This window comes from Streptomyces sp. NPDC007991 (assembly GCF_042958445.1).
GTDB lineage: Bacteria > Actinomycetota > Actinomycetes > Streptomycetales > Streptomycetaceae > Streptomyces.
Genome location: NZ_JBIBJD010000013.1, coordinates 291,907 through 309,794, shown reverse-complemented (window position 1 = coordinate 309,794; position 17,888 = coordinate 291,907). Strand labels below are relative to the sequence as shown.

15 protein-coding genes are annotated in these 17,888 nt (G+C 73.1%); 3 read left to right on the top strand and 12 right to left on the bottom strand.

What is annotated here, in order from left to right:
* Positions 1 to 118: 118 nt before the first annotated feature.
* The 8 genes from ACFZDA_RS33955 to rimP all read right to left on the bottom strand — a co-directional run bounded on the left by ACFZDA_RS33955 (position 119) and on the right by rimP (position 10,965).
* On the bottom strand, positions 119 to 3,601 hold the full coding sequence (locus ACFZDA_RS33955) for a trypsin-like peptidase domain-containing protein (protein ID WP_391089051.1): 3,483 nt from the start codon (positions 3,599 to 3,601) through the stop codon (positions 119 to 121).
* A gap of 255 nt (positions 3,602 to 3,856) precedes the next feature.
* Complete coding sequence (gene truB, locus ACFZDA_RS33950; RefSeq protein WP_391089049.1) at positions 3,857 to 4,762, bottom strand: tRNA pseudouridine(55) synthase TruB; 906 nt, start codon at positions 4,760 to 4,762, stop codon at positions 3,857 to 3,859.
* The gene (gene rbfA / locus ACFZDA_RS33945; RefSeq protein ID WP_391089047.1) at positions 4,759 to 5,211 is read right to left on the bottom strand and encodes a 30S ribosome-binding factor RbfA; all 453 of its coding nucleotides are present in this window, start codon (positions 5,209 to 5,211) and stop codon (positions 4,759 to 4,761) included. Before rbfA ends, truB begins: the two co-directional genes overlap by 4 nt.
* 44 nt (positions 5,212 to 5,255) lie before the next feature.
* Positions 5,256 to 5,549, bottom strand: coding sequence for a DUF503 family protein (locus tag ACFZDA_RS33940; RefSeq protein WP_391089046.1), 294 nt, complete (start codon positions 5,547 to 5,549; stop codon positions 5,256 to 5,258).
* A 255-nt stretch (positions 5,550 to 5,804) separates the two neighbouring features.
* A complete protein-coding gene (gene infB / locus ACFZDA_RS33935) occupies positions 5,805 to 8,906 on the bottom strand; it encodes a translation initiation factor IF-2 (protein WP_391089044.1) in 3,102 nt (1,033 codons plus the stop codon).
* A gap of 146 nt (positions 8,907 to 9,052) precedes the next feature.
* Positions 9,053 to 9,349 (bottom strand): YlxR family protein, encoded by a 297-nt coding sequence (locus tag ACFZDA_RS33930; RefSeq protein WP_086561166.1) that lies wholly within the window; start codon positions 9,347 to 9,349, stop codon positions 9,053 to 9,055.
* Positions 9,350 to 9,451: 102 nt separating this feature from the next.
* Positions 9,452 to 10,462, bottom strand: a complete 1,011-nt coding sequence (gene nusA / locus ACFZDA_RS33925; RefSeq protein WP_391089042.1) for a transcription termination factor NusA — start codon at positions 10,460 to 10,462, stop codon at positions 9,452 to 9,454.
* Between the two features lie 2 nt (positions 10,463 to 10,464).
* Positions 10,465 to 10,965, bottom strand: coding sequence for a ribosome maturation factor RimP (rimP, locus tag ACFZDA_RS33920; protein ID WP_306963062.1), 501 nt, complete (start codon positions 10,963 to 10,965; stop codon positions 10,465 to 10,467).
* Between the two features lie 362 nt (positions 10,966 to 11,327).
* Here rimP and ACFZDA_RS33915 point away from each other — a divergent pair, with 362 nt between their 5' ends.
* From ACFZDA_RS33915 to ACFZDA_RS33905, 3 genes are read left to right on the top strand one after another with little or no spacing between them, the layout of a single operon-like run.
* A complete protein-coding gene (locus tag ACFZDA_RS33915; RefSeq protein WP_391089040.1) occupies positions 11,328 to 11,846 on the top strand; it encodes a hypothetical protein in 519 nt (172 codons plus the stop codon).
* The gene (locus ACFZDA_RS33910; protein ID WP_391089038.1) at positions 11,843 to 12,307 is read left to right on the top strand and encodes a DUF4439 domain-containing protein; all 465 of its coding nucleotides are present in this window, start codon (positions 11,843 to 11,845) and stop codon (positions 12,305 to 12,307) included. The genes ACFZDA_RS33915 and ACFZDA_RS33910 overlap by 4 nt, the downstream gene beginning before the upstream one ends.
* Positions 12,308 to 12,355: 48 nt before the next feature.
* On the top strand, positions 12,356 to 13,255 hold the full coding sequence (locus ACFZDA_RS33905) for an aminoglycoside phosphotransferase family protein (protein WP_391089036.1): 900 nt from the start codon (positions 12,356 to 12,358) through the stop codon (positions 13,253 to 13,255).
* A gap of 40 nt (positions 13,256 to 13,295) precedes the next feature.
* Here ACFZDA_RS33905 and ACFZDA_RS33900 read toward each other — a convergent pair whose 3' ends face one another.
* The 4 genes from ACFZDA_RS33900 to ispG form a co-directional block, all read right to left on the bottom strand.
* Positions 13,296 to 14,996 (bottom strand): proline--tRNA ligase, encoded by a 1,701-nt coding sequence (locus ACFZDA_RS33900; protein ID WP_391089034.1) that lies wholly within the window; start codon positions 14,994 to 14,996, stop codon positions 13,296 to 13,298.
* 104 nt (positions 14,997 to 15,100) lie between these two features.
* Positions 15,101 to 15,631, bottom strand: coding sequence for a GNAT family N-acetyltransferase (locus tag ACFZDA_RS33895; protein ID WP_391089033.1), 531 nt, complete (start codon positions 15,629 to 15,631; stop codon positions 15,101 to 15,103).
* A gap of 30 nt (positions 15,632 to 15,661) precedes the next feature.
* Positions 15,662 to 16,510 carry a GNAT family N-acetyltransferase gene (locus ACFZDA_RS33890; RefSeq protein ID WP_391089030.1) on the bottom strand — a complete coding sequence of 283 codons (849 nt, stop codon included), beginning with the start codon at positions 16,508 to 16,510 and terminating at the stop codon, positions 15,662 to 15,664.
* A gap of 181 nt (positions 16,511 to 16,691) precedes the next feature.
* Positions 16,692 to 17,849, bottom strand: a complete 1,158-nt coding sequence (ispG, locus tag ACFZDA_RS33885; RefSeq protein ID WP_391089029.1) for a flavodoxin-dependent (E)-4-hydroxy-3-methylbut-2-enyl-diphosphate synthase — start codon at positions 17,847 to 17,849, stop codon at positions 16,692 to 16,694.
* Between the last annotated feature and the right edge of the window lie 39 nt (positions 17,850 to 17,888).

Genomic DNA, 17,888 nt, shown 5'->3' with positions numbered 1-17,888 from the left:
CTGGTTCCCTCGTACGCAGGTCTAAGGGTGCCATGCCGGGTGCCTGCGGCCCGCATCGGCATGGGAGCTGTGACCCGGTGCACGACACCTCCGTCCCTCCGGCCTGCGCGGGCTCCCGTCAGACCGGGACGCCTGCGCCCGCGAGGTTCTCGATCGTCCGGTGGGAGCTCGGCCCGACCAGCGCCGCCCACTCCTCGGGCGCGGCGGCCAGCCAGTGGGCCACGCGGGCGGCGAAGCCGGGCACCTGCCGGCCGAGGTCGACCAGGGCGCGGTCGAAGCGGTCGGCGCCCTCCGGGCTGCGCGCGAGGAGCAGTCCGATGCGGCGGACGAGGTCGCGCAGGTCCTCGCCGCCGTTCCGGGCCGCGGCGTGCAGCAGCGCGTCCAGGACGTCGGTGTCGTGCTCGCGGGCCAGGAGCGCGTCGCGCAGCTCGCGGCGCAGCGGGCGGGATGCGGGGACGCCGGGCGGGGCGAGGACCGCGGCGAGGGCGCACCGCAGCCGTACCGGGCCGGCCTCCAGCAGGGCGGTGACCAGTGGCAGGAGCACGGCCCGGGCGGCGGGGCCCCGGTTGAGCCGCTGGTCCACGTACACGGCCAGGGTCCCGGCGAGTTCCGGCCGCCGCTGTGCCGCCTGCCCGACCAGCGCGGCGACCCGCCGGGCCAGGCCGGTCGGGGTGGCGTCGGCGAGCGCCCGCAGCGCCTCCTCCGGGTCCGGCCGCTCCAGCCGCGCCGCGAAGGCGCCGAGGACCGGCTCGGGGTGGGCCGGGAGGGCGGCGGCCGGCACGTCCGGCGGGAGGTGTGGGTCGCCCGCCGCGAAGTGCTCCAGCGCCCTGGGGAGGTAACACTCCCGGGTGTGCGGATCCTGGACGAGGAGGGCGAGTGCCCCGCCGTGCAGGGCGCGGTCGGCGGGGCGGGCGAGGAGGGTGAGGGCCGCGTGGCGCAGGAGGGCGCGGTCACCCCCGGTGCTCACGCTCGACGCGACGCGCAGGCCGTGCGCCATCGCGGCGCTCCGTCGCGCCGGGCGGTCGTCGCGCGCCCACCGGTCGACGGCCCGGCACACCGCCGAGGGCTCCTCCTCGGCCAGCACGGCGAGCAGTTCGTCGGCCCTGCGGTGGGCACGGTCGACGAGCACGTCGGCCAAGTCGTCCAGGGCGCCACGCCGGTGGGTGTGCAGCAGCGCCTGCGCGGCCGTGGCCACGGTGGCGTGCGGGGTGGCGGGCAGCGGCTGCTCGTCGTCGAACCAGCGGGCCAGCAGCGGCTGTACGGCGGCGGGGTCGGCGGCCAGCAGATGGGCGACGGTGTCCAGGAACCGGGGACCGGCCTCGCACGGCGGGCCGTCGGCGTGCACCAGCCGCCTCAGCAGCGCGAAGAGCTCGGCCTCCGGCAGCCGTACACCGGCCCAGAACGCGGGCCCGACCTCCTCGGGCACGGGCCTGTCCTGTCGCCGCCAGGCCACGATCCGGTCGGCGAGCAGCCGTAGCACCTCCGTGTACGGCGTCGCCTCGGGCACGGCCGACAGGGTCCCGGTGAGCAGCCGGGCGGCCCACCAGGAGCGCGGATCGGCGTCCAGGGCGTGCACCAAGTCCGCCAGCCGGGAGGCCAGGGGGCCGGTGCCGTGCTGGCGCGCGAGGAACAGCAGGGCCTGGACGACAGGCCCGATGCGGTGGTGCGGGACGTGGTCGGGTGGACGGCGTCCGACACCCCCCAGGGCATGCAGGGCCTCGTCGAGGTCGAGGTGCATGCCCTGGAGCCAGTCGGCGAGCTCCTCGTGGGCGAAGCGGTAGCCGGCTCCGGCGGGCACGAGCAGGCCCTCGGCGAGGACGGCAGGCGCCCACCCGGTGCCGCCGCCGAGCCGCTCCGGGGCGGGCCCCCACGGGAACACCGTCTCGAACGCCTCCCGGTCCAGATCGCCCGTCCCGGGCCCGAGGCTGCGCCGGGCGGCCTCGTGCACCTGCCCGGCGACCTTGGCCGCCAGCCGGCGTACGGCCGTGCCGCGCAGGCCGGTCCCGGCGGCCAGCCGCCGGGCGACGCGCAGGGACATCAGGTCCAGGTAGGCCGTGAAGACGTCGTCGCGGTCGACGGTGGCGCCGGGGCCGTCGGGACTGGTGGGACTGTCGGGTGCGTCGGCGAGGGCCGCCCGGACCTCGGCGAGCAGCCGCAGGGTGAGAGGGTGCCGGGCGTCGGTGTCGACGAGGGCGCTCTCCGGGATGCCATGGCGCCGGCGGGCTTCCCGGGCCTCGTCCTCGCTGAGGTCGCCGAGGCGGACACACGCGGGCTCCCCTTCGGCACCGGCCGGCCGGTGCAGGACCTCCGCCGGGAAGCCGGCGCCCTCCCAGTACTCCGACCGGCACGCCACGACCAGCCGCACTCCCGTCTCACGCAGCCACCGCACCGTCCCGTCCGTCCAGTCGGCCAGGCGGCGGGCCAGCGCCGGGGGCATCTCCTCGGGGCCGTCGAGGAGCAGCAGCAGGGGCCGGCCGAGGGCGCCGGCGAGTCCGGCGAGGCGCTCGGGCGCGGTGTCGCCCGGCTCGGCCGGCAGGAGAGCGGACCGGGACGCGGCCAGGACAGGGGCGGCCCGGGTCAGCGTCCGGCGTGCCGCGTCGGCCACCGAGGCGTCGTCGCCCCGCAGTTCGCAGCCGCGCAGCCACAGCGTGGGATGCCCGTCGCGGGCGCGGCGGGCGGCGAGCGCCGCGAGTTCCGTCGTACGACCGCTGCCGGGCGGCCCGACGAGGCCGAGCACGGCCGCGGATCCTGCCGCGAACGCGCCGAACTCGGCCACCACAGCGGCCCGTTCGACCGGCTGGGGAAGTCCCGTGCCACCGGGCGGGCCGTCCAGCCCCACCGCCGTACCGGTCAGCTCCAGCACCCCGGCCGGATTGAGGTCGGCGCCGTACGCGGGGACCGTCGCCGCGTTCTCGGCGAGCAGCCCGGCGAGCGGGCCGGCCGCGCCGGGGATCCGGGGATGCAGCGGCACGGCGAACCCGACATCGCTGTGGTCGGAGCTGAGCGCGGTGCCGAGCACCCCGACGACAGCGCCGGTCGCGGCGTCGAGCACCGGGCCGCCGGCCGCTCCCCCGCCCAGCCGCAGCGCGTCCCGCCCCGCCGTACCGACCGCCAGCTCCAGCGCGCCGTCGAGGCGGTGACGGCGGTCCGTGGCCGTGTACGTCACGGCGGCCGGGCCCAGCACCCTGGCCTCGCGCCAGCCGCCGGCGGCGATCCGCACATAGGCGCCCGTCCCGGCCCCGCCCCGGACGGTGACGGGCAGCGGCGGCACACCGAGGCCCTCGGTCCGTACGAGGGCCAGGTCGAGCTCGGGCAGCGGGGTCACCGCGTCGGCGGACACGGTTCGGCGGCGGCCCCCTGCCCCGTGCAGGACGAGCCGGGGCAAGCCGTCGACCGCCTCGTGGCTGGTGACGAGCGTGCCGTGGTGGTCGGCCAGGAAGCCGGTGCCCCGGGGCCGGCCGGCGAGGTCGTGGATGCGGACGAGGGGCGGGCCGGATGTCCCGGCGCCGGTCGTCTCGGTCGCCTGCTCCGCTGCTTCGGGGCGGTCCTGGGATCCTGGTGCGCTGCCTCGTGTCTCCCCGGACCGGTTCCGCGACGTCATCGTCGAGCCTCCCCGCCGTACACCCGTGCCCTTGTGTTCGACGGTAGGGCCGAGATGATCAGCGGGACAGATCGCTCGGCGAACGCGCCCCCTTCCGCTCCCCCGGTTCACTCCGAGCGCCTGCACGGACGGGTGACTGGAGAGGGGCTGCTGGATACACCCTAGGGGTGGGGGAACCGAGGGGGGACCGTGGAGCGGCGGCAGTGGAGGTACCCCGTGGCCGCCGCTCCACGGGTGGACGGTCCCCGTGTGCCGTCAGCCGAAGACGGCCAGGCTCTTGGCCTTGCCCCGCTGCTCCTCGACGAGGGCGAGGAAGCGTCCCTCCGGGTCGAAGACGGCGACGGGCCCGGAGCCCGCGTACTCCTCGGGCATGTCCAGCCGTACGCCGTTGGTGAGCAGCTTGGCCCGCCGGGTGTCGACGTCCCAGCGCCGAAAGGCGGCTGCGGCGGCCTCGGCGACCGGCATCACGGTCAGCTCCTGCTGGAGCTGGTCGAGGGTGCGGGCCGCGTCCAGCTTGTAGGGGCCGACGCGGGTGCGGCGCAGGGCGGTGAGATGCCCGCCGACGCCGAGGTCGGCGCCCAGGTCGCGGGCCAGGGCCCGGATGTAGGTGCCGGAGGAGCAGACGACGGAGACGACCAGGTCGAGTACGGCCGTGCCGTCCTCGGCGACCGCCTCGCGCACGTCGTACACGCCGAAGGAGGAGACCGTGACGGGCCGGGCCGGGATGTCGAACTCCTCGCCGTCCCTGGCCCGCTTGTAGGAGCGCACGCCGTTGATCTTGATGGCGCTGACCTTGGACGGCACCTGCATGATGTCGCCGGTCAGCTTGGCGATACCGGCGTCGATGGCGTCGCGGGTGACCTGGGAGGCGTCCGTGGCGGAGGTGATCTCCCCCTCGGCGTCGTCGGTGAGGGTGTTCTGCCCGAGCCGGATGGTGCCCAGGTACTCCTTCTCGGTCAGCGCCAGGTGGCCGAGGAGCTTGGTGGCCTTCTCGACGCCGAGGACGAGGACACCCGTCGCCATCGGGTCGAGGGTGCCGGCGTGCCCGACGCGTCGCGTTCTGGCGATGCCGCGCATCTTGGCGACGACGTCGTGCGAAGTGAAGCCCGACGGCTTGTCGACGATGACGAGGCCGTCGGGCGTGGTGTGCTTCTGGGTCATTCGGCGGTGTCGTCCGTCTCGTCGTCCTCGTCCGGCTTGCGGTACGGGTCGGCGTCGCCGGCGTACTTCGCGCCCGCGGACGCCTCGCGCACCTTCGCGTCGGACTGGCGCGCCTTGTCGAGGAGGTCCTCGATGTTCCGGGCGGTGTCCGGGAGGGCGTCCATGACGAAGGTCAGCGTCGGCGTGAACTTCACGCCGGCGGCCCTGCCGACCTCGGAGCGCAGGATGCCCTTGGCGCTCTCCAGTCCGGCCGCGGCCGCGTTGCGCTCCTCGTCGTCCCCGTACACGGTGTAGAAGACGGTCGCCTCCCGCAGATCGCCCGTGACCCGCGTGTCCGTGATGGTGACGTTCGAGCCGAGCCGCGGGTCCTTGATCCCGCGTTGCAGCTTCTGGGCCACCACTTCCCGGATGAGGTCCGCCAGCCTCTTGGCCCGCGCGTTGTCGGCCACTGGTCCGTCTCCCGTTCTTTCCTGTCCGGTTCGTTCTCGGTTCGTCAGTCGTCTTCGCCGTGGAAGCGCCGCCTGACGGACAGCATCTCCACCTCGGGGCGGGCGGCGACCAGCCGTTCGCACCGGTCGAGGACCTCGCTCAGGTGCCCCGCGTCGCCGGACACCAGCGCGAGGCCGATGCCGGCCCTGCGGTGGAGGTCCATGTGATCCACCTCGGCCGCGCTCACCGCGTACTTGCGCTGGAGCTCGGCGACGATGGGGCGGACGACGGAGCGCTTCTCCTTCAGCGACCGTACGTCGCCGAGGAGCAGGTCGAAGGACAGCGTCCCCACGTACATGTGTGTATCCGGATGACCCGCCGGTACGGGATCGATGGCCCTGCGATCGGAGCAGGGACATCAAGAACGGTACCGCTTACCTGCCGGTGGCTCGACGGGGTTTTCCTTTGCCCGTCCACCCGCCCGGCACGGTTGGACAGCAGGCGCTGCCCGGCGCCCGGGCGGGCGCGCGTCGCTTTTGCTCCGCGGGCGAGGCAAACGGCCAGCCGGCCGACGCGGCGGTGCCGCGTCGGCCGACCAAGACGCCGTGGGGTGTTACACCCTCGGCTTCTCACGCATCTCGTACGTCGCGATGACGTCGTCGACCTTGATGTCGTTGAAGTTGCCGAGGTTGATACCGCCCTCGAACCCTTCGCGGATCTCGGTGACGTCGTCCTTGAAGCGACGCAGGCCCTCGATGTTGAGGTTCTCCGCGACCACCTTGCCGTCGCGGATGAGGCGCGCCTTGGTGTTGCGCTTGACCTCGCCGGAGCGGATGAGAACACCCGCGATGTTGCCCAGCTTGGACGACTTGAAGACCTCGCGGATCTCCGCCGTGCCGAGCTCGACCTCCTCGTACTCCGGCTTGAGCATGCCCTTGAGGGCCGCCTCGATCTCCTCGATCGCCTGGTAGATGACCGAGTAGTACCGGACGTCCACGCCCTCGCGCTCGGCCATCTGCTGCGCACGCCCGGCGGCGCGCACGTTGAAGCCGATCACGATGGCGTCCGAGCCCATCGCCAGGTCGATGTCGGACTCCGTGACCGCACCGACGCCGCGGTGCAGGACGCGGATGTCGACCTCTTCGCCGACGTCCAGCTGGAGCAGGGAGGACTCGAGAGCCTCGACGGAGCCGGAAGCGTCACCCTTGATGATCAGGTTCAGCTGCTGGACCTCGCCGGCCTTGAGCACCTTGTCCAGGTCCTCCAGCGACACACGGCGCGTGCGCTTCGCGAAGGCCGCGTTGCGCTCGCGCGCCGCACGCTTCTCCGCGATCTGACGGGCCGTACGGTCCTCGTCGACGACGAGGAAGTTGTCGCCCGCACCCGGGACGTTGGTCAGACCCAGGACCTGCACCGGCGTCGACGGGCCCGCCTCGGTGACGAGGTTGCCGTTGTCGTCGTGCATCGCCCGGACCCGGCCGTACGCGTCGCCGACCACCATGGTGTCGCCGACCCGCAGCGTGCCGCGCTGGACGAGGACCGTCGACACGGCACCACGGCCACGGTCGAGACGGGACTCGATCGCGATGCCCTGCGCGTCCTGGTTCGGGTTGGCCCGCAGGTCGAGCGAGGCGTCGGCCGTGAGGACCACGGCCTCCAGCAGGGAGTCGATGTTCAGACCCTGCTTGGCGGAGATGTCGACGAACATCGTGTCGCCGCCGTACTCCTCGGCCACCAGGCCGTACTCGGTCAGCTGACCGCGCACCTTGGTCGGGTCCGCACCCTCGACGTCGATCTTGTTGACCGCGACGACGATCGGGACGTCGGCCGCCTTGGCGTGGTTGAGCGCCTCGACCGTCTGCGGCATGACGCCGTCGTTGGCCGCGACGACCAGGATCGCGATGTCCGTCGACCGCGCACCACGGGCACGCATGGCGGTGAACGCCTCGTGACCCGGGGTGTCGATGAAGGTGATCTTGCGATCTTCGTCGTTGACCTCGGTCGCGACCTGGTAGGCACCGATGTGCTGGGTGATGCCGCCGGCCTCGCCCGCGATGACGTTCGTCTTGCGGATGGCGTCGAGGAGCCGGGTCTTACCGTGGTCGACGTGACCCATGACGGTGACGACCGGCGGGCGGACCATCAGGTCCTCCTCGTCGCCCTCGTCCTCGCCGAACTCGATGTCGAAGGACTCCAGGAGCTCGCGGTCCTCCTCCTCCGGGCTGACGATCTGAACCGTGTAGTTCATCTCGTCGGCGAGGAGCTGGAGCGTCTCGTCGGAGACGGACTGCGTGGCCGTGACCATCTCGCCGAGGTTCATCATGACCGCGACGAGCGACGCCGGGTTGGCGTTGATCTTCTCCGCGAAGTCGGTGAGCGAGGCACCGCGCGACAGGCGAACGGTCTCGCCGTTGCCGCGAGGCAGCATCACACCGCCGACCGACGGGGCCTGCATGGCCTCGTACTCCTGACGGCGCTGCCGCTTCGACTTGCGGCCACGACGCGCGGGACCGCCGGGACGGCCGAAGGCGCCCTGCGTGCCACCACGGCCACCGGGACCACCGGGACGACCGCCGAAGCCGGGACGGCCACCGCCGCCACCGGGACGGCCGGCGAAACCGCCACCGCCGCCACCGGGACCACCGGGACGGCCGGCGAAACCGCCACCGCCGCCACCGGGACGACCCGCGAAGCCGCCGCCACCCGGGCGACCGCCGCCGCCACCACCGGGACGACCGCCGCCTCCGGGACCGCGGCCGCCGGGGCCACCGCCACCGGGACGCGGACCGGCAGCCGGACGCTGCGGCATCATGCCGGGGTTGGGACGCGGACCGCCGGGACCGCCGCCGGGACGCGGACCGCCGCCCTGCGGACGGGGCATGCCGCCCGGAGTGGGGCGCGCACCGCCCGGAGCCTGCGGACGAGGACCGCCCCCCGCACCCTGAGGACGGGGGCCGCCCTGGCCCTGGCCCTGCGGACGCTGTGCGCCGCCGGGGGCACCGGGGCCGCCGGGACGCGGGGCACCGCCCGGACGGGGCGCCTGGGGGCGCGCCATGCCGGTGGAACCACCAGAGGTGAACGGGTTGTTGCCCGGACGGGGACCCGCCGGACGGGCACCGGGACGCGGGGCGCCGCCACCCGGACGCGAGGCGCCGGGACGCTCGCCGCGGTCACCGCGGTTCTGGCCGCCCTGGCCGGAACCACCCGGACGCGGAGCACCCGGACGCGGCGACTGGCCGGCCGGACGCGGGGCGCCCGGACGCGGACCGGAACCCTGCGAGGACCCGGACCCCTGCGAGGAGGGAGCCGCCGGGGGCGCCGTGAACTCCGGCGTGGTCGGAGCCGGGGACGCCGGGGCGGGCCGCGGCGCGGGCTTCGGGCCCGGAGTGGGACGGGGGCCGGGAGTGGCCGGTGCGGCCGGAGCCGCGGGCTTCTCGGCTGCCGGCTTGGGGGCCGGCGGGCGCGGGGCGGCCGGACGGGCAGCCTGCGCCGGGGAAGGGGCTGCCGGCTTAGCCGGGGCAGCCTTGCGGGCGGGGGCGGGCTTGCCGCCTCCGTTGCCCTGCTGGAGGGCGTCCGTCAGCTTGCGTACAACGGGCGCTTCGATCGTCGAAGACGCCGAACGGACGAATTCACCGAGCTCCTGGAGCTTGGCCATGACGACCTTGCTCTCGACACCGAACTCCTTGGCGAGTTCGTAGACCCGGACCTTAGCCACTTCGCTCCTTTGAGGTCCGGGTGAAGCCGGACCGTCGCTAGTTCATGGGCGTACTCATCGCGTACTCATCGAGTGCTCATCGCAATCTCGACCTGCTTTCGACTCGCGAGGTACCTCGACCGCACGGGGTTCCGTGCGGCGCTTTCTTACCGTGTTGCCTGATCGGCAACTGTCGTCTGCTCGACGTATTGGCGCAACGCCTTTGTGTCGGGCGCTCCCGGGGCGCGCAGTGCCCTCGTGAACGCCCGGCGGCGAACCGCCTGGTCGAGACAGACCGGTGTGGGATGCACATACGCACCCCGGCCGGGCAGCGTACCGCGTGGATCAGGGACGCATGCGCCCTCGGTCAACACGATCCGCAACAGATCGGCCTTGGCCACTCGCTCCCGACACCCCACACAAGTGCGTTCAGGGCATGCTCGGGTGCGCGTCCGGCCAGACACCGTTAAGTCTACCTCCCCGTAGGCGCCTCACCCCTTTGGGGCAGGATTCGAACAGTTGCCGCGCCCGAACCTGTCGTGATCTGAACGGCCCGCGGCTTGGATCTATTCCCCGGCTCGGTCCGCGGTCCGGTCGGCGGCCGGTTCCGTGTCCGGGCGGATGTCGATCCGCCAGCCGGTCAGCCGGGCCGCGAGGCGGGCGTTCTGCCCTTCCTTGCCGATGGCCAGGGACAGCTGGTAGTCGGGCACGGTCACCCGGGCCGACCGGGTCGCCATGTCCACGATCTCCACCTTGGAGACGCGGGCCGGGGACAGCGCGTTCGCCACCATCTCGGCCGGGTCCTCCGACCAGTCGACGATGTCGATCTTCTCACCGTTCAGCTCGCCCATCACATTGCGCACACGGCCGCCCATGGGGCCGATGCAGGCGCCCTTGGCGTTCAGGCCGGACCGGGTGGACCGTACGGCGATCTTCGTGCGGTGACCGGCCTCACGGGCGATCGCGGAGATCTCCACGGAGCCGTCGGCGATCTCCGGCACCTCCAGGGCGAAGAGTTTCTTCACCAGATTGGGGTGCGTCCGGGACAGCGTCACGGACGGGCCGCGGACGCCCTTGGCCACCCGGACGACGTAGCTGCGCAGCCGCATGCCGTGCGGGTACGTCTCGCCCGGCACCTGCTCCTGCACGGGCAGGATGGCCTCCAGCTTGCCGATGTCGACGAGCACGTTCTTCGGGTCGCGGCCCTGCTGGACGACGCCGGTGACGATGTCGCCCTCGCGGCCGGCGTACTCGCCGAGCGTCGCGTCGTCCTCGGCGTCGCGCAGGCGCTGCAGGATGACCTGCTTGGCCGTGGTGGCGGCGATGCGGCCGAAGCCGGTGGGGGTGTCGTCGAACTCGCGGGGCTCCTGGCCCTCCTCGAGGTCGTCGGGGTCCTCCTTCGCCCACACGGTCACATGGCCGGTCTCCCGGTTGAGCTCCACGCGCGCGTGACGGCGGCTTCCCTCGGTGCGGTGGTAGGCGATGAGGAGGGCCGATTCGATCGCCTCGACCAGCAGGTCGAAGGAGATCTCCTTCTCCCGAACCAAGCCCCGCAGGGCACTCATGTCGATGTCCACGGCTACGCCTCCTCTTCCTTCTTGTTGTCCTTGCGGCTGAACTCGACCTGGACTCGTGCGCGGACGATGTCGTCGAAGGCGAGTCTGCGCGCGGTGGCCTTGCGGCCCTTCACCCCGGGCACCTCGGTGTCGATCCCCTCGTCGTCGACCTTGAGGATCCTGGCGACCAGCTCGCCGCCCTCGGCCAGCTGGAACTTCACCAGACGGTCCGTGGCCCGGACGTAGTGCCGGTGTTCCGTGAGGAGGCGCTCCGCGCCCGGGGTGCCGACCTCGAGGGTGTACTCCCCCTCGCCCATCGCGTCCGTCTCGTCGAGCTTCGCCGAGAGCGCCCGGCTCACATCGGCGATCTGGTCCAGGTCGGCGCCCGTGTCCGAGTCGACGACGACGCGCAGCACACGTTTGCGCCCGACGGAGTCCACTTCGATCTCTTCGAGATCCAGGCCCTGGGATGTGACGAGCGGTTCCAGCAGTTCTCGCAGCCTCTCGCTCTGGGTGGTGCTCATCCGGGTGACTCCTCGGCCGCGTGTGCTGTTGTGGGTGGGTCGCGTGTCTGATCAAAGGGTATCGGGTCGCGGGGTGTGTTGCCGTCCACCCGGTGACGAACGGTGCCGCTGAGTGGTCCCGGGCGGGGGCCCGGGTACCGTGATCACGGGCGTTCAGCCCCAGGGCCCTTCTGATGGATCTCCGCAGGAGAAGGAGCGGCGTTCGGTGCGTGCGATCGGCGTGCGGTGCGGAGGTGGCGGAGCCACCTGGCCCTGCGCACCGTGCGGCGAGCGTGCCTGCCGGGCGTCGCGACGCTGCGGAGATCCATCAGAAGGGCCCTTGAGTCGCTTCTTTCTCGTTCGAGCCCCCGAGGACGTCTGACGTGCCGTTCCCCTCATCTCCGCGCGCCCGCTCGGGGCCGCGCAGAAGGACTCTGCTCGCCGTCGGCCCGGCGGCCCTCGCCCTGGCGGGCTGTACCGCCGGGGACGAGAATCCGGGTGCCCCGGAGGACGGCCCGTCGGCGGCCGAGCGCCGGACACGCGCGCGTGCGGCGCGGGACAGTGAGGGACTGGTGGAGCGGTACGACGCCGTGATCGCCGCCCGCCCCGGGCTCGCGGAGCGGCTGCGCCCGCTGCGGGAGGAGTCCGTGCGGCACGCGCGGGCCTTCGGAGGGGGCCCGGACCGGAAGGCGTCTCCTTCCCCCTCCCCCTCTTCCTCGTCCGCCGCCGTGCCGGGCAGCGACAAGGACGCGCTGGCCGCACTCGCCGCCGCGGAGCGGGAGCTCGCCGACCGGCGTGCCAAGGCGCTGCTCGACGCGCCGGGCGAGCTGGCGCGGCTGCTGGCCTCGGTGGCGGCGGCCGGGGCGGCGCACGTGTATCTGCTGACGGAGGGTGGCGCGTGAGCGAGGCGAAGGACCGGGAGCTGCGGGCCGTCCAGGCGGCGCTGGCGGCCGAGCACGCGGCGGTGTACGGCTACGGCGTGGTCGGCGGCCGGATCGGCGACGGGCAGCGGGCCGAGGCACGGACGGCGTACGACGCGCACCGGGCGCGCCGGGACGCGCTGGTGCGCGAGGTGAAGGACCTGGGCGGCAGGCCCGTGGCGGCGGCCGCCGGGTACGCCCTGCCGTTCCCGGTGCCGGACGCGGGGGCGGCCGTGCGGCTCGCCGCCGAGCTGGAGGACCGGGTGGCCGGGGTGTACTCGGACCTGGTGCGGGCGGCGGGAGGCGCCCGGCGGGCCCTGGCCGCCGAGGCGCTGCGGGAGGCGGCGGTGCGGGCGGTGCGCTGGCGCGGCGAGAGCGTAGCCTTCCCTGGGCTCGCCGAGCGGGCCGGCACGGCCCCGCCCCTGGCGGCGCCGACGGCGTGACCCGCGCGGGGCACGCACCGCGCACAGCACGAAGGGAACGACTCGCGCATGGTTTTCGAACCGCCGAAGCGTCTGGTCAGGGCGCTCGGTGAGACGGCACCGGACGGTGACGACTGGCTGGAGAAGCTGCCCGAGGCGGCGCAGCAGGCCGTCGCGCTACGCGAGTTGACCGTGGAGCGGGTGCAGGTGCCCGGCGGGCGCAGCAGCCTGGTGGTGCTGGTGCGGACGGCCGACGGGGCGCCCGCCGTGCTGAAGCTGGCGCCGGGCCGGTCCCGTCCGGAGGCGGAGCGGGCCGCGCTCGCGCACTGGGGCGGACGGGGTGCCGTGCAACTGCTCGAACCCGCAAGGACCGAGGGCGTGCTGCTGCTGGAGCGGCTGCATCCGGACGTGTCGGTGCGGTCGCTGCCGGAGGCGAAGGCGCTGCTGGAGGCGGCGGGGACGCTGCGGCGGCTGTGGGTGGAGCCGCCCGCCGGCTTCCCCTTCGAGACCGTGGCCGAGCGGACCGGGCGGCAGGCCGAGGCGATGCGGGCGCGTGCCCGGGTCGATCCCGAGGTGGCGCCGCTGGTCGACGTGGCGCTCGCGGCGCGTGCGGAGCTGCTGGCCGCGCCGCCCGAACACCGGTTGCTGCACGGCACGTTCCGGCAGAGCAAGGTGCTCGCCGGGGAGCGGATGCCGTGGCTGGCGGTGGGGCCCGATCCGGTGGTCGGCGAGTGCGCGTTCGATCTGGCCCGGCTGGTTCGCGACCGGGTGGAGGATCTGATCGCCCAGCCGTCCGGCGCGGCGACGACCCGGAGACGGGTGAAGCGGCTGGCCGAGTCCCTGGACGTCGACCAGGAGCGGCTGCGCGGCTGGACGCTGTTCCGGGCCGTGGAGTCGGGGGTGCGGGCGGGGCGGGTGGGCCGCCCCCGCGATGCGGAGCTGCTGCTGGAGTTCGCGGGCTGGCTGTGAGCGCCCCGGCGGGCCCGGAGCGCTCACAGCGCCAGGGCGCTCAGGCGGTGAGCCGGGCGACGGCCTCCTCGACCGTCAGCTCCTCGCGTTCGCCGGTGCGGCGGTCCTTCAGTTCCACCACGCCGTCGGCCGCGCGCCGCCCCGCCACCAGGATCTGCGGTACGCCGATCAGCTCGGAGTCGGTGAACTTGACGCCCGGGGAGACGCCGGCGCGGTCGTCGACCAGGACGCGGACACCGGCGGCGGCCAGCTTCTGGGAGATGTCGAGGGCCAGTTCGGTCTGGAGGGCCTTGCCGGCGGCGACCACGTGGACGTCGGCCGGCGCGACCTCCCTCGGCCAGCACAGACCCTTGTCGTCGGCGCTCTGCTCGGCGAGGGCGGCGACCGCGCGGGAGACGCCGATGCCGTAGGAACCCATGGTGACGCGGACCGGCTTGCCGTTCTGGCCGAGGACGTCGAGCTTGAGGGCGTCGGTGTACTTGCGGCCGAGCTGGAAGATGTGGCCGATCTCGATGGCCCGGTCGAGGACGAGGCCCGTGCCGCACTTCGGGCAGGGGTCGCCCTCCCGCACGACCACGACGTCGACGTACCGGTCGACCTCGAAGTCGCGGCCCGCGACGACGTTCTTGGTGTGCGTGCCGGCCTTGTTGGCGCCGGTGATCCAGGCCGTGCCCGGGGCGACGCGCGGGTCGGCGAGGTAGGTGACCTTGTCCAGGCCCTGCGGTCCGACGTAGCCGCGGACCAGGTCGGGGCGGGCAGCGAAGTCCGTCTCGGTGACCAGTTCGACGGCGGCCGGGGCGAAGTGCGCCTCGACCTTGTCCATGTCGACCTCGCGGTCGCCGGGGACGCCGACGGCGACGATCTCGCCGTCGACCTTGACGAGGAGGTTCTTCAGCGTGGCCGAGGCCGGGACGCCGAGGGAGGCGGCGAGGGTCTCGATGGTCGGGGTGTCGGGGGTGGGGATGTCCTCGGCGGCCGGGACGGCCGTGGCGTCGACGGGCTTCAGCTCGTATGTGATCGCCTCGGTGTTGGCGGCGAAGTCGCAGTTCGGGCAGTCGGCGAAGGTGTCCTCGCCGGCCTCGGCCGGGGCGAGGAACTCCTCGGACTTGGAGCCGCCCATCGCGCCGGCGGTGGCGGCGCAGATGCGGTAGTCGAGGCCGAGGCGCGCGAAGATCCTCTGGTAGGCCTCGCGGTGCAGGGCGTAGGAGCGGGCGAGGCCCTCGTCCTCGGTGTCGAAGGAGTAGGAGTCCTTCATCAGGAACTCGCGGCCGCGCAGGATGCCGGCGCGGGGCCGGGCCTCGTCGCGGTACTTGTTCTGGATCTGGTAGAGGATCACCGGCAGGTCCTTGTAGGAGGACACCTGGTCCTTCACCAGCAGGGTGAAGATCTCCTCGTGGGTGGGGCCGAGGAGGTAGTCGCCGCCCTTGCGGTCCTGGAGGCGGAACAGCTCGGGGCCGTACTCCTCCCAGCGGCCGGTGGCCTCGTAGGGCTCGCGCGGCAGGATGGCGGGGAGCAGCACCTCCTGGGCGCCGATGGCGTCCATCTCCTCGCGGACGATGCGCTCCACGTTGGCCAGGACCCGCTTGCCGAGCGGCAGCCAGCTCCAGATCCCGGCGGCGGTGCGGCGCACGTACCCGGCGCGGACGAGGAGTTTGTGGCTGAGGACCTCGGCGTCCGCCGGGTCGTCGCGCAACGTCTTCGCCATCAACTGGGACATGCGCTGGACCGGTGCGTTCGCCATGGTTCTGCTCCTGCTGCTGGGGGTCCCCCCGCTCGAGCGAAGCCGAGAGTGGGGGAAGGTGATGGCAGGAGGTTATCCGGGGGGTACCGGGCGGTGGAAATCGGTTAACGGCGCAGGAGCGGGAGCGGGGCGCCCATCACCGCGTACGGCTTCGGGGCGCTCGGGAAGAGGACCTGGCGGGCGAGGTCCCGGTAGCCGAGGGAGCGGTAGAGCGCGCGGGCGGGGCTTTCGGTGTCGATCGCGGAGAGGATCGAGCGGGGTTCGGCGGCGCCGTCGGTGATCGTGGTGATCAGGGAGCGTCCGATGCCGCGGTTCTGGTGGGCGGGGTGGACGTGCAGTTCGGTGATCACGAAGGCGTCGTCGAGCCAGTGGTCGTGGTGGTTCGCCCTGAGGTACGGCTCCACGACGGTGGACCACCAGTGGGTGCGGTCGTTGGGCATGCCGTAGACGAAGCCCACGAGGGTGCCGCCGACTGTCGCGCCGAGGGCGCGGGCGCCCGGGTAGGTCATGTGGCGCAGGACGATCTGGCGGCGGACTGCGACTTCGTCGGGGCCCAGCCCGAATGCCACGGCTTGGACTTCCAGGGCCTCGTCGACGTGGGCGGAGAGGTCGAGGGGGCCGATCACCAGGTCCATGGCGGGGAGCCTACAGGGGGCTTCGAGTTGTCAGAACAGCACGCTCATGAAGGCGCCGACCTCGTGGAAGCCCACCCTCTGGTAGGTCCTGCGGGCTGCCGTGTTGAAGTCGTTGACGTACAGGCTCGCCACCGGGGCCACGTCGGCCAGGGCGTAGCGCAGGACCGCTGCCATGCCGGGGGCCGCCAGGCCGGTGCCCCGGTGTTCGGGGGCGACCCAGACGCCCTGGATCTGGCAGGCGCGGTCGGTCGCGGCGCCGATCTCGGCCTTGAAGACGACCTTGCCGTCCGCGTCGAAACGGGCGAAGGCGCGGCCGGAGCCGACGAGTTCGGCGACGCGGGCCTGGTAGAGGAGGCCGCCGTCACCGGCCAGCGGGGAGACGCCGACCTCCTCGGTGAACATCGCCACGCACGCCGGCATGATCTTCTCCATCTCGTCCTTGCGGACGCGACGGACGTAGGGGTCCGGGGCGATGCCGTCCGGCAGGCGGTCGGTGACCATGAGCGGCTGGTGGCGGCGGACGTCGCGGGCCGGGCCCCACTGGGCTTCCAGCAGCCGCCACAGGTCGGCGGTGGAGCCGGACGGGCCGACGATGGAGGAGCAGCGGCGGCCGGCCCGGCGGGCGCGGTCGGCGAAGGCGCGGACGGCGCGCGGGGTGGCGCAGATGGGGACGAGGTTGGCGCCCGCGTAGCACAGGGACGTCAGCATGCCGTCCTCGTACCAGCCCCACATCTCTCCGCCGAGCCGCCATGGGTCGAGGCCGGCGATCTGCACGCGGGACGCCACGAAGGCGTTCGCGACCGGCTCGCGGTCGAGTATGGCGAGCGCGGCGTCCAGGTCGCTCGGTTCGAGGACCCGGGAGGTCGTCTGCGTCAACACGGGCGGGGCCTCACACACTCGGGTCTGCTGGTCTCCGCACTATAGCTGCGCTGCTTGGGTCGGGCGCCTTCGAGCCGGGGAGCCGGGTGCTGGTCGGCGGGTGCGGGTCTTCTGTGGCTGGGCGCGCAGTTCCCCGCGCCCCTTTCAGGGGCGCAGACCCGAACTGGCGGCTCTCCAAACGTCAGTCCGCTACCGCCACCGACGGTTCGCCCGAGGTGACGCCGTCCTTTTCCATCTGCTCGGCGAGCTTCATGGCCTCTTCGATGAGGGTCTCGACGATCTTGGACTCGGGGACGGTCTTGATGACCTCGCCCTTGACGAAGATCTGGCCCTTGCCGTTGCCGGAGGCGACGCCGAGGTCGGCCTCGCGGGCCTCGCCGGGGCCGTTGACGACGCAGCCCATGACGGCGACGCGGAGGGGGACCTCCATGCCGGTGAGGCCGGCCGTGACCTCTTCGGCCAGCTTGTAGACGTCGACCTGGGCGCGGCCGCAGGAGGGGCAGGAGACGATCTCCAGGCCGCGCTCCTTGAGGCCCAGGGACTCCAGGATCTGGAGGCCGACCTTCACTTCCTCGGCCGGGGGGGCGCTCAGCGAGACGCGGATCGTGTCGCCGATGCCCTGGCTCAGCAGCGCGCCGAAGGCGACCGCCGACTTGATCGTGCCCTGGAAGGCGGGACCGGCCTCCGTGACGCCGAGGTGCAGCGGGTAGTCGCAGCTCTCGGCGAGCTGCTTGTACGCCTCGATCATCACGACCGGGTCGTTGTGCTTGACGGAGATCTTGATGTCCCGGAAGTCGTGCTCCTCGAACAGGGACGCCTCCCACAGCGCCGACTCGACGAGGGCCTCGGGGGTCGCCTTGCCGTACTTCTGCAGGAGGCGCTTGTCGAGGGAGCCCGCGTTGACGCCGATGCGGATCGGGGTGCCGTGGTCCCGGGCCGCCTTGGCGATCTCCTTGACCTTGTCGTCGAACTGCTTGATGTTGCCGGGGTTGACGCGGACCGCCGCGCAGCCGGCCTCGATCGCGGCGAAGACGTACTTCGGCTGGAAGTGGATGTCGGCGATGACCGGGATCTGCGACTTGCGGGCGATGGTCGCGAGGGCGTCGGCGTCGTCCTGGGTCGGGCAGGCGACGCGGACGATCTGACAGCCGGAGGCGGTGAGTTCGGCGATCTGCTGGAGGGTCGAGCCGATGTCGGACGTACGCGTCGTCGTCATGGACTGGACCGAGACGGGGGCGTCTCCGCCGACGGCCACGGATCCGACCTGGATCTGCCGACTCTTCCGGCGCTCGGCGAGCTTGGTCGGAACGGACGGCATGCCGAGAGAAATCGCAGTCATCTGCTGTGCAACCCCAAGTCGTGGATCAAGGTCCGGTCC

Bases quoted from the DNA above. Each gene is read 5' to 3' on its own strand.
- ACFZDA_RS33955 (WP_391089051.1), bottom strand. From the start codon at position 3,601: ATGACGTCGCGGAACCGGTCCGGGGAGACACGAGGCAGCGCACCAGGA.
- ACFZDA_RS33900 (WP_391089034.1), bottom strand. From the start codon at position 14,996: ATGGCGAACGCACCGGTCCAGCGCATGTCCCAGTTGATGGCGAAGACG.
- ispG (WP_391089029.1), bottom strand. From the start codon at position 17,849: ATGACTGCGATTTCTCTCGGCATGCCGTCCGTTCCGACCAAGCTCGCC.
- ACFZDA_RS33940 (WP_391089046.1), bottom strand. From the start codon at position 5,549: ATGTACGTGGGGACGCTGTCCTTCGACCTGCTCCTCGGCGACGTACGG.
- ACFZDA_RS33895 (WP_391089033.1), bottom strand. From the start codon at position 15,631: ATGGACCTGGTGATCGGCCCCCTCGACCTCTCCGCCCACGTCGACGAG.
- ACFZDA_RS33905 (WP_391089036.1), top strand. From the start codon at position 12,356: ATGGTTTTCGAACCGCCGAAGCGTCTGGTCAGGGCGCTCGGTGAGACG.
- rimP (WP_306963062.1), bottom strand. From the start codon at position 10,965: ATGAGCACCACCCAGAGCGAGAGGCTGCGAGAACTGCTGGAACCGCTC.
- truB (WP_391089049.1), bottom strand. From the start codon at position 4,762: ATGACCCAGAAGCACACCACGCCCGACGGCCTCGTCATCGTCGACAAG.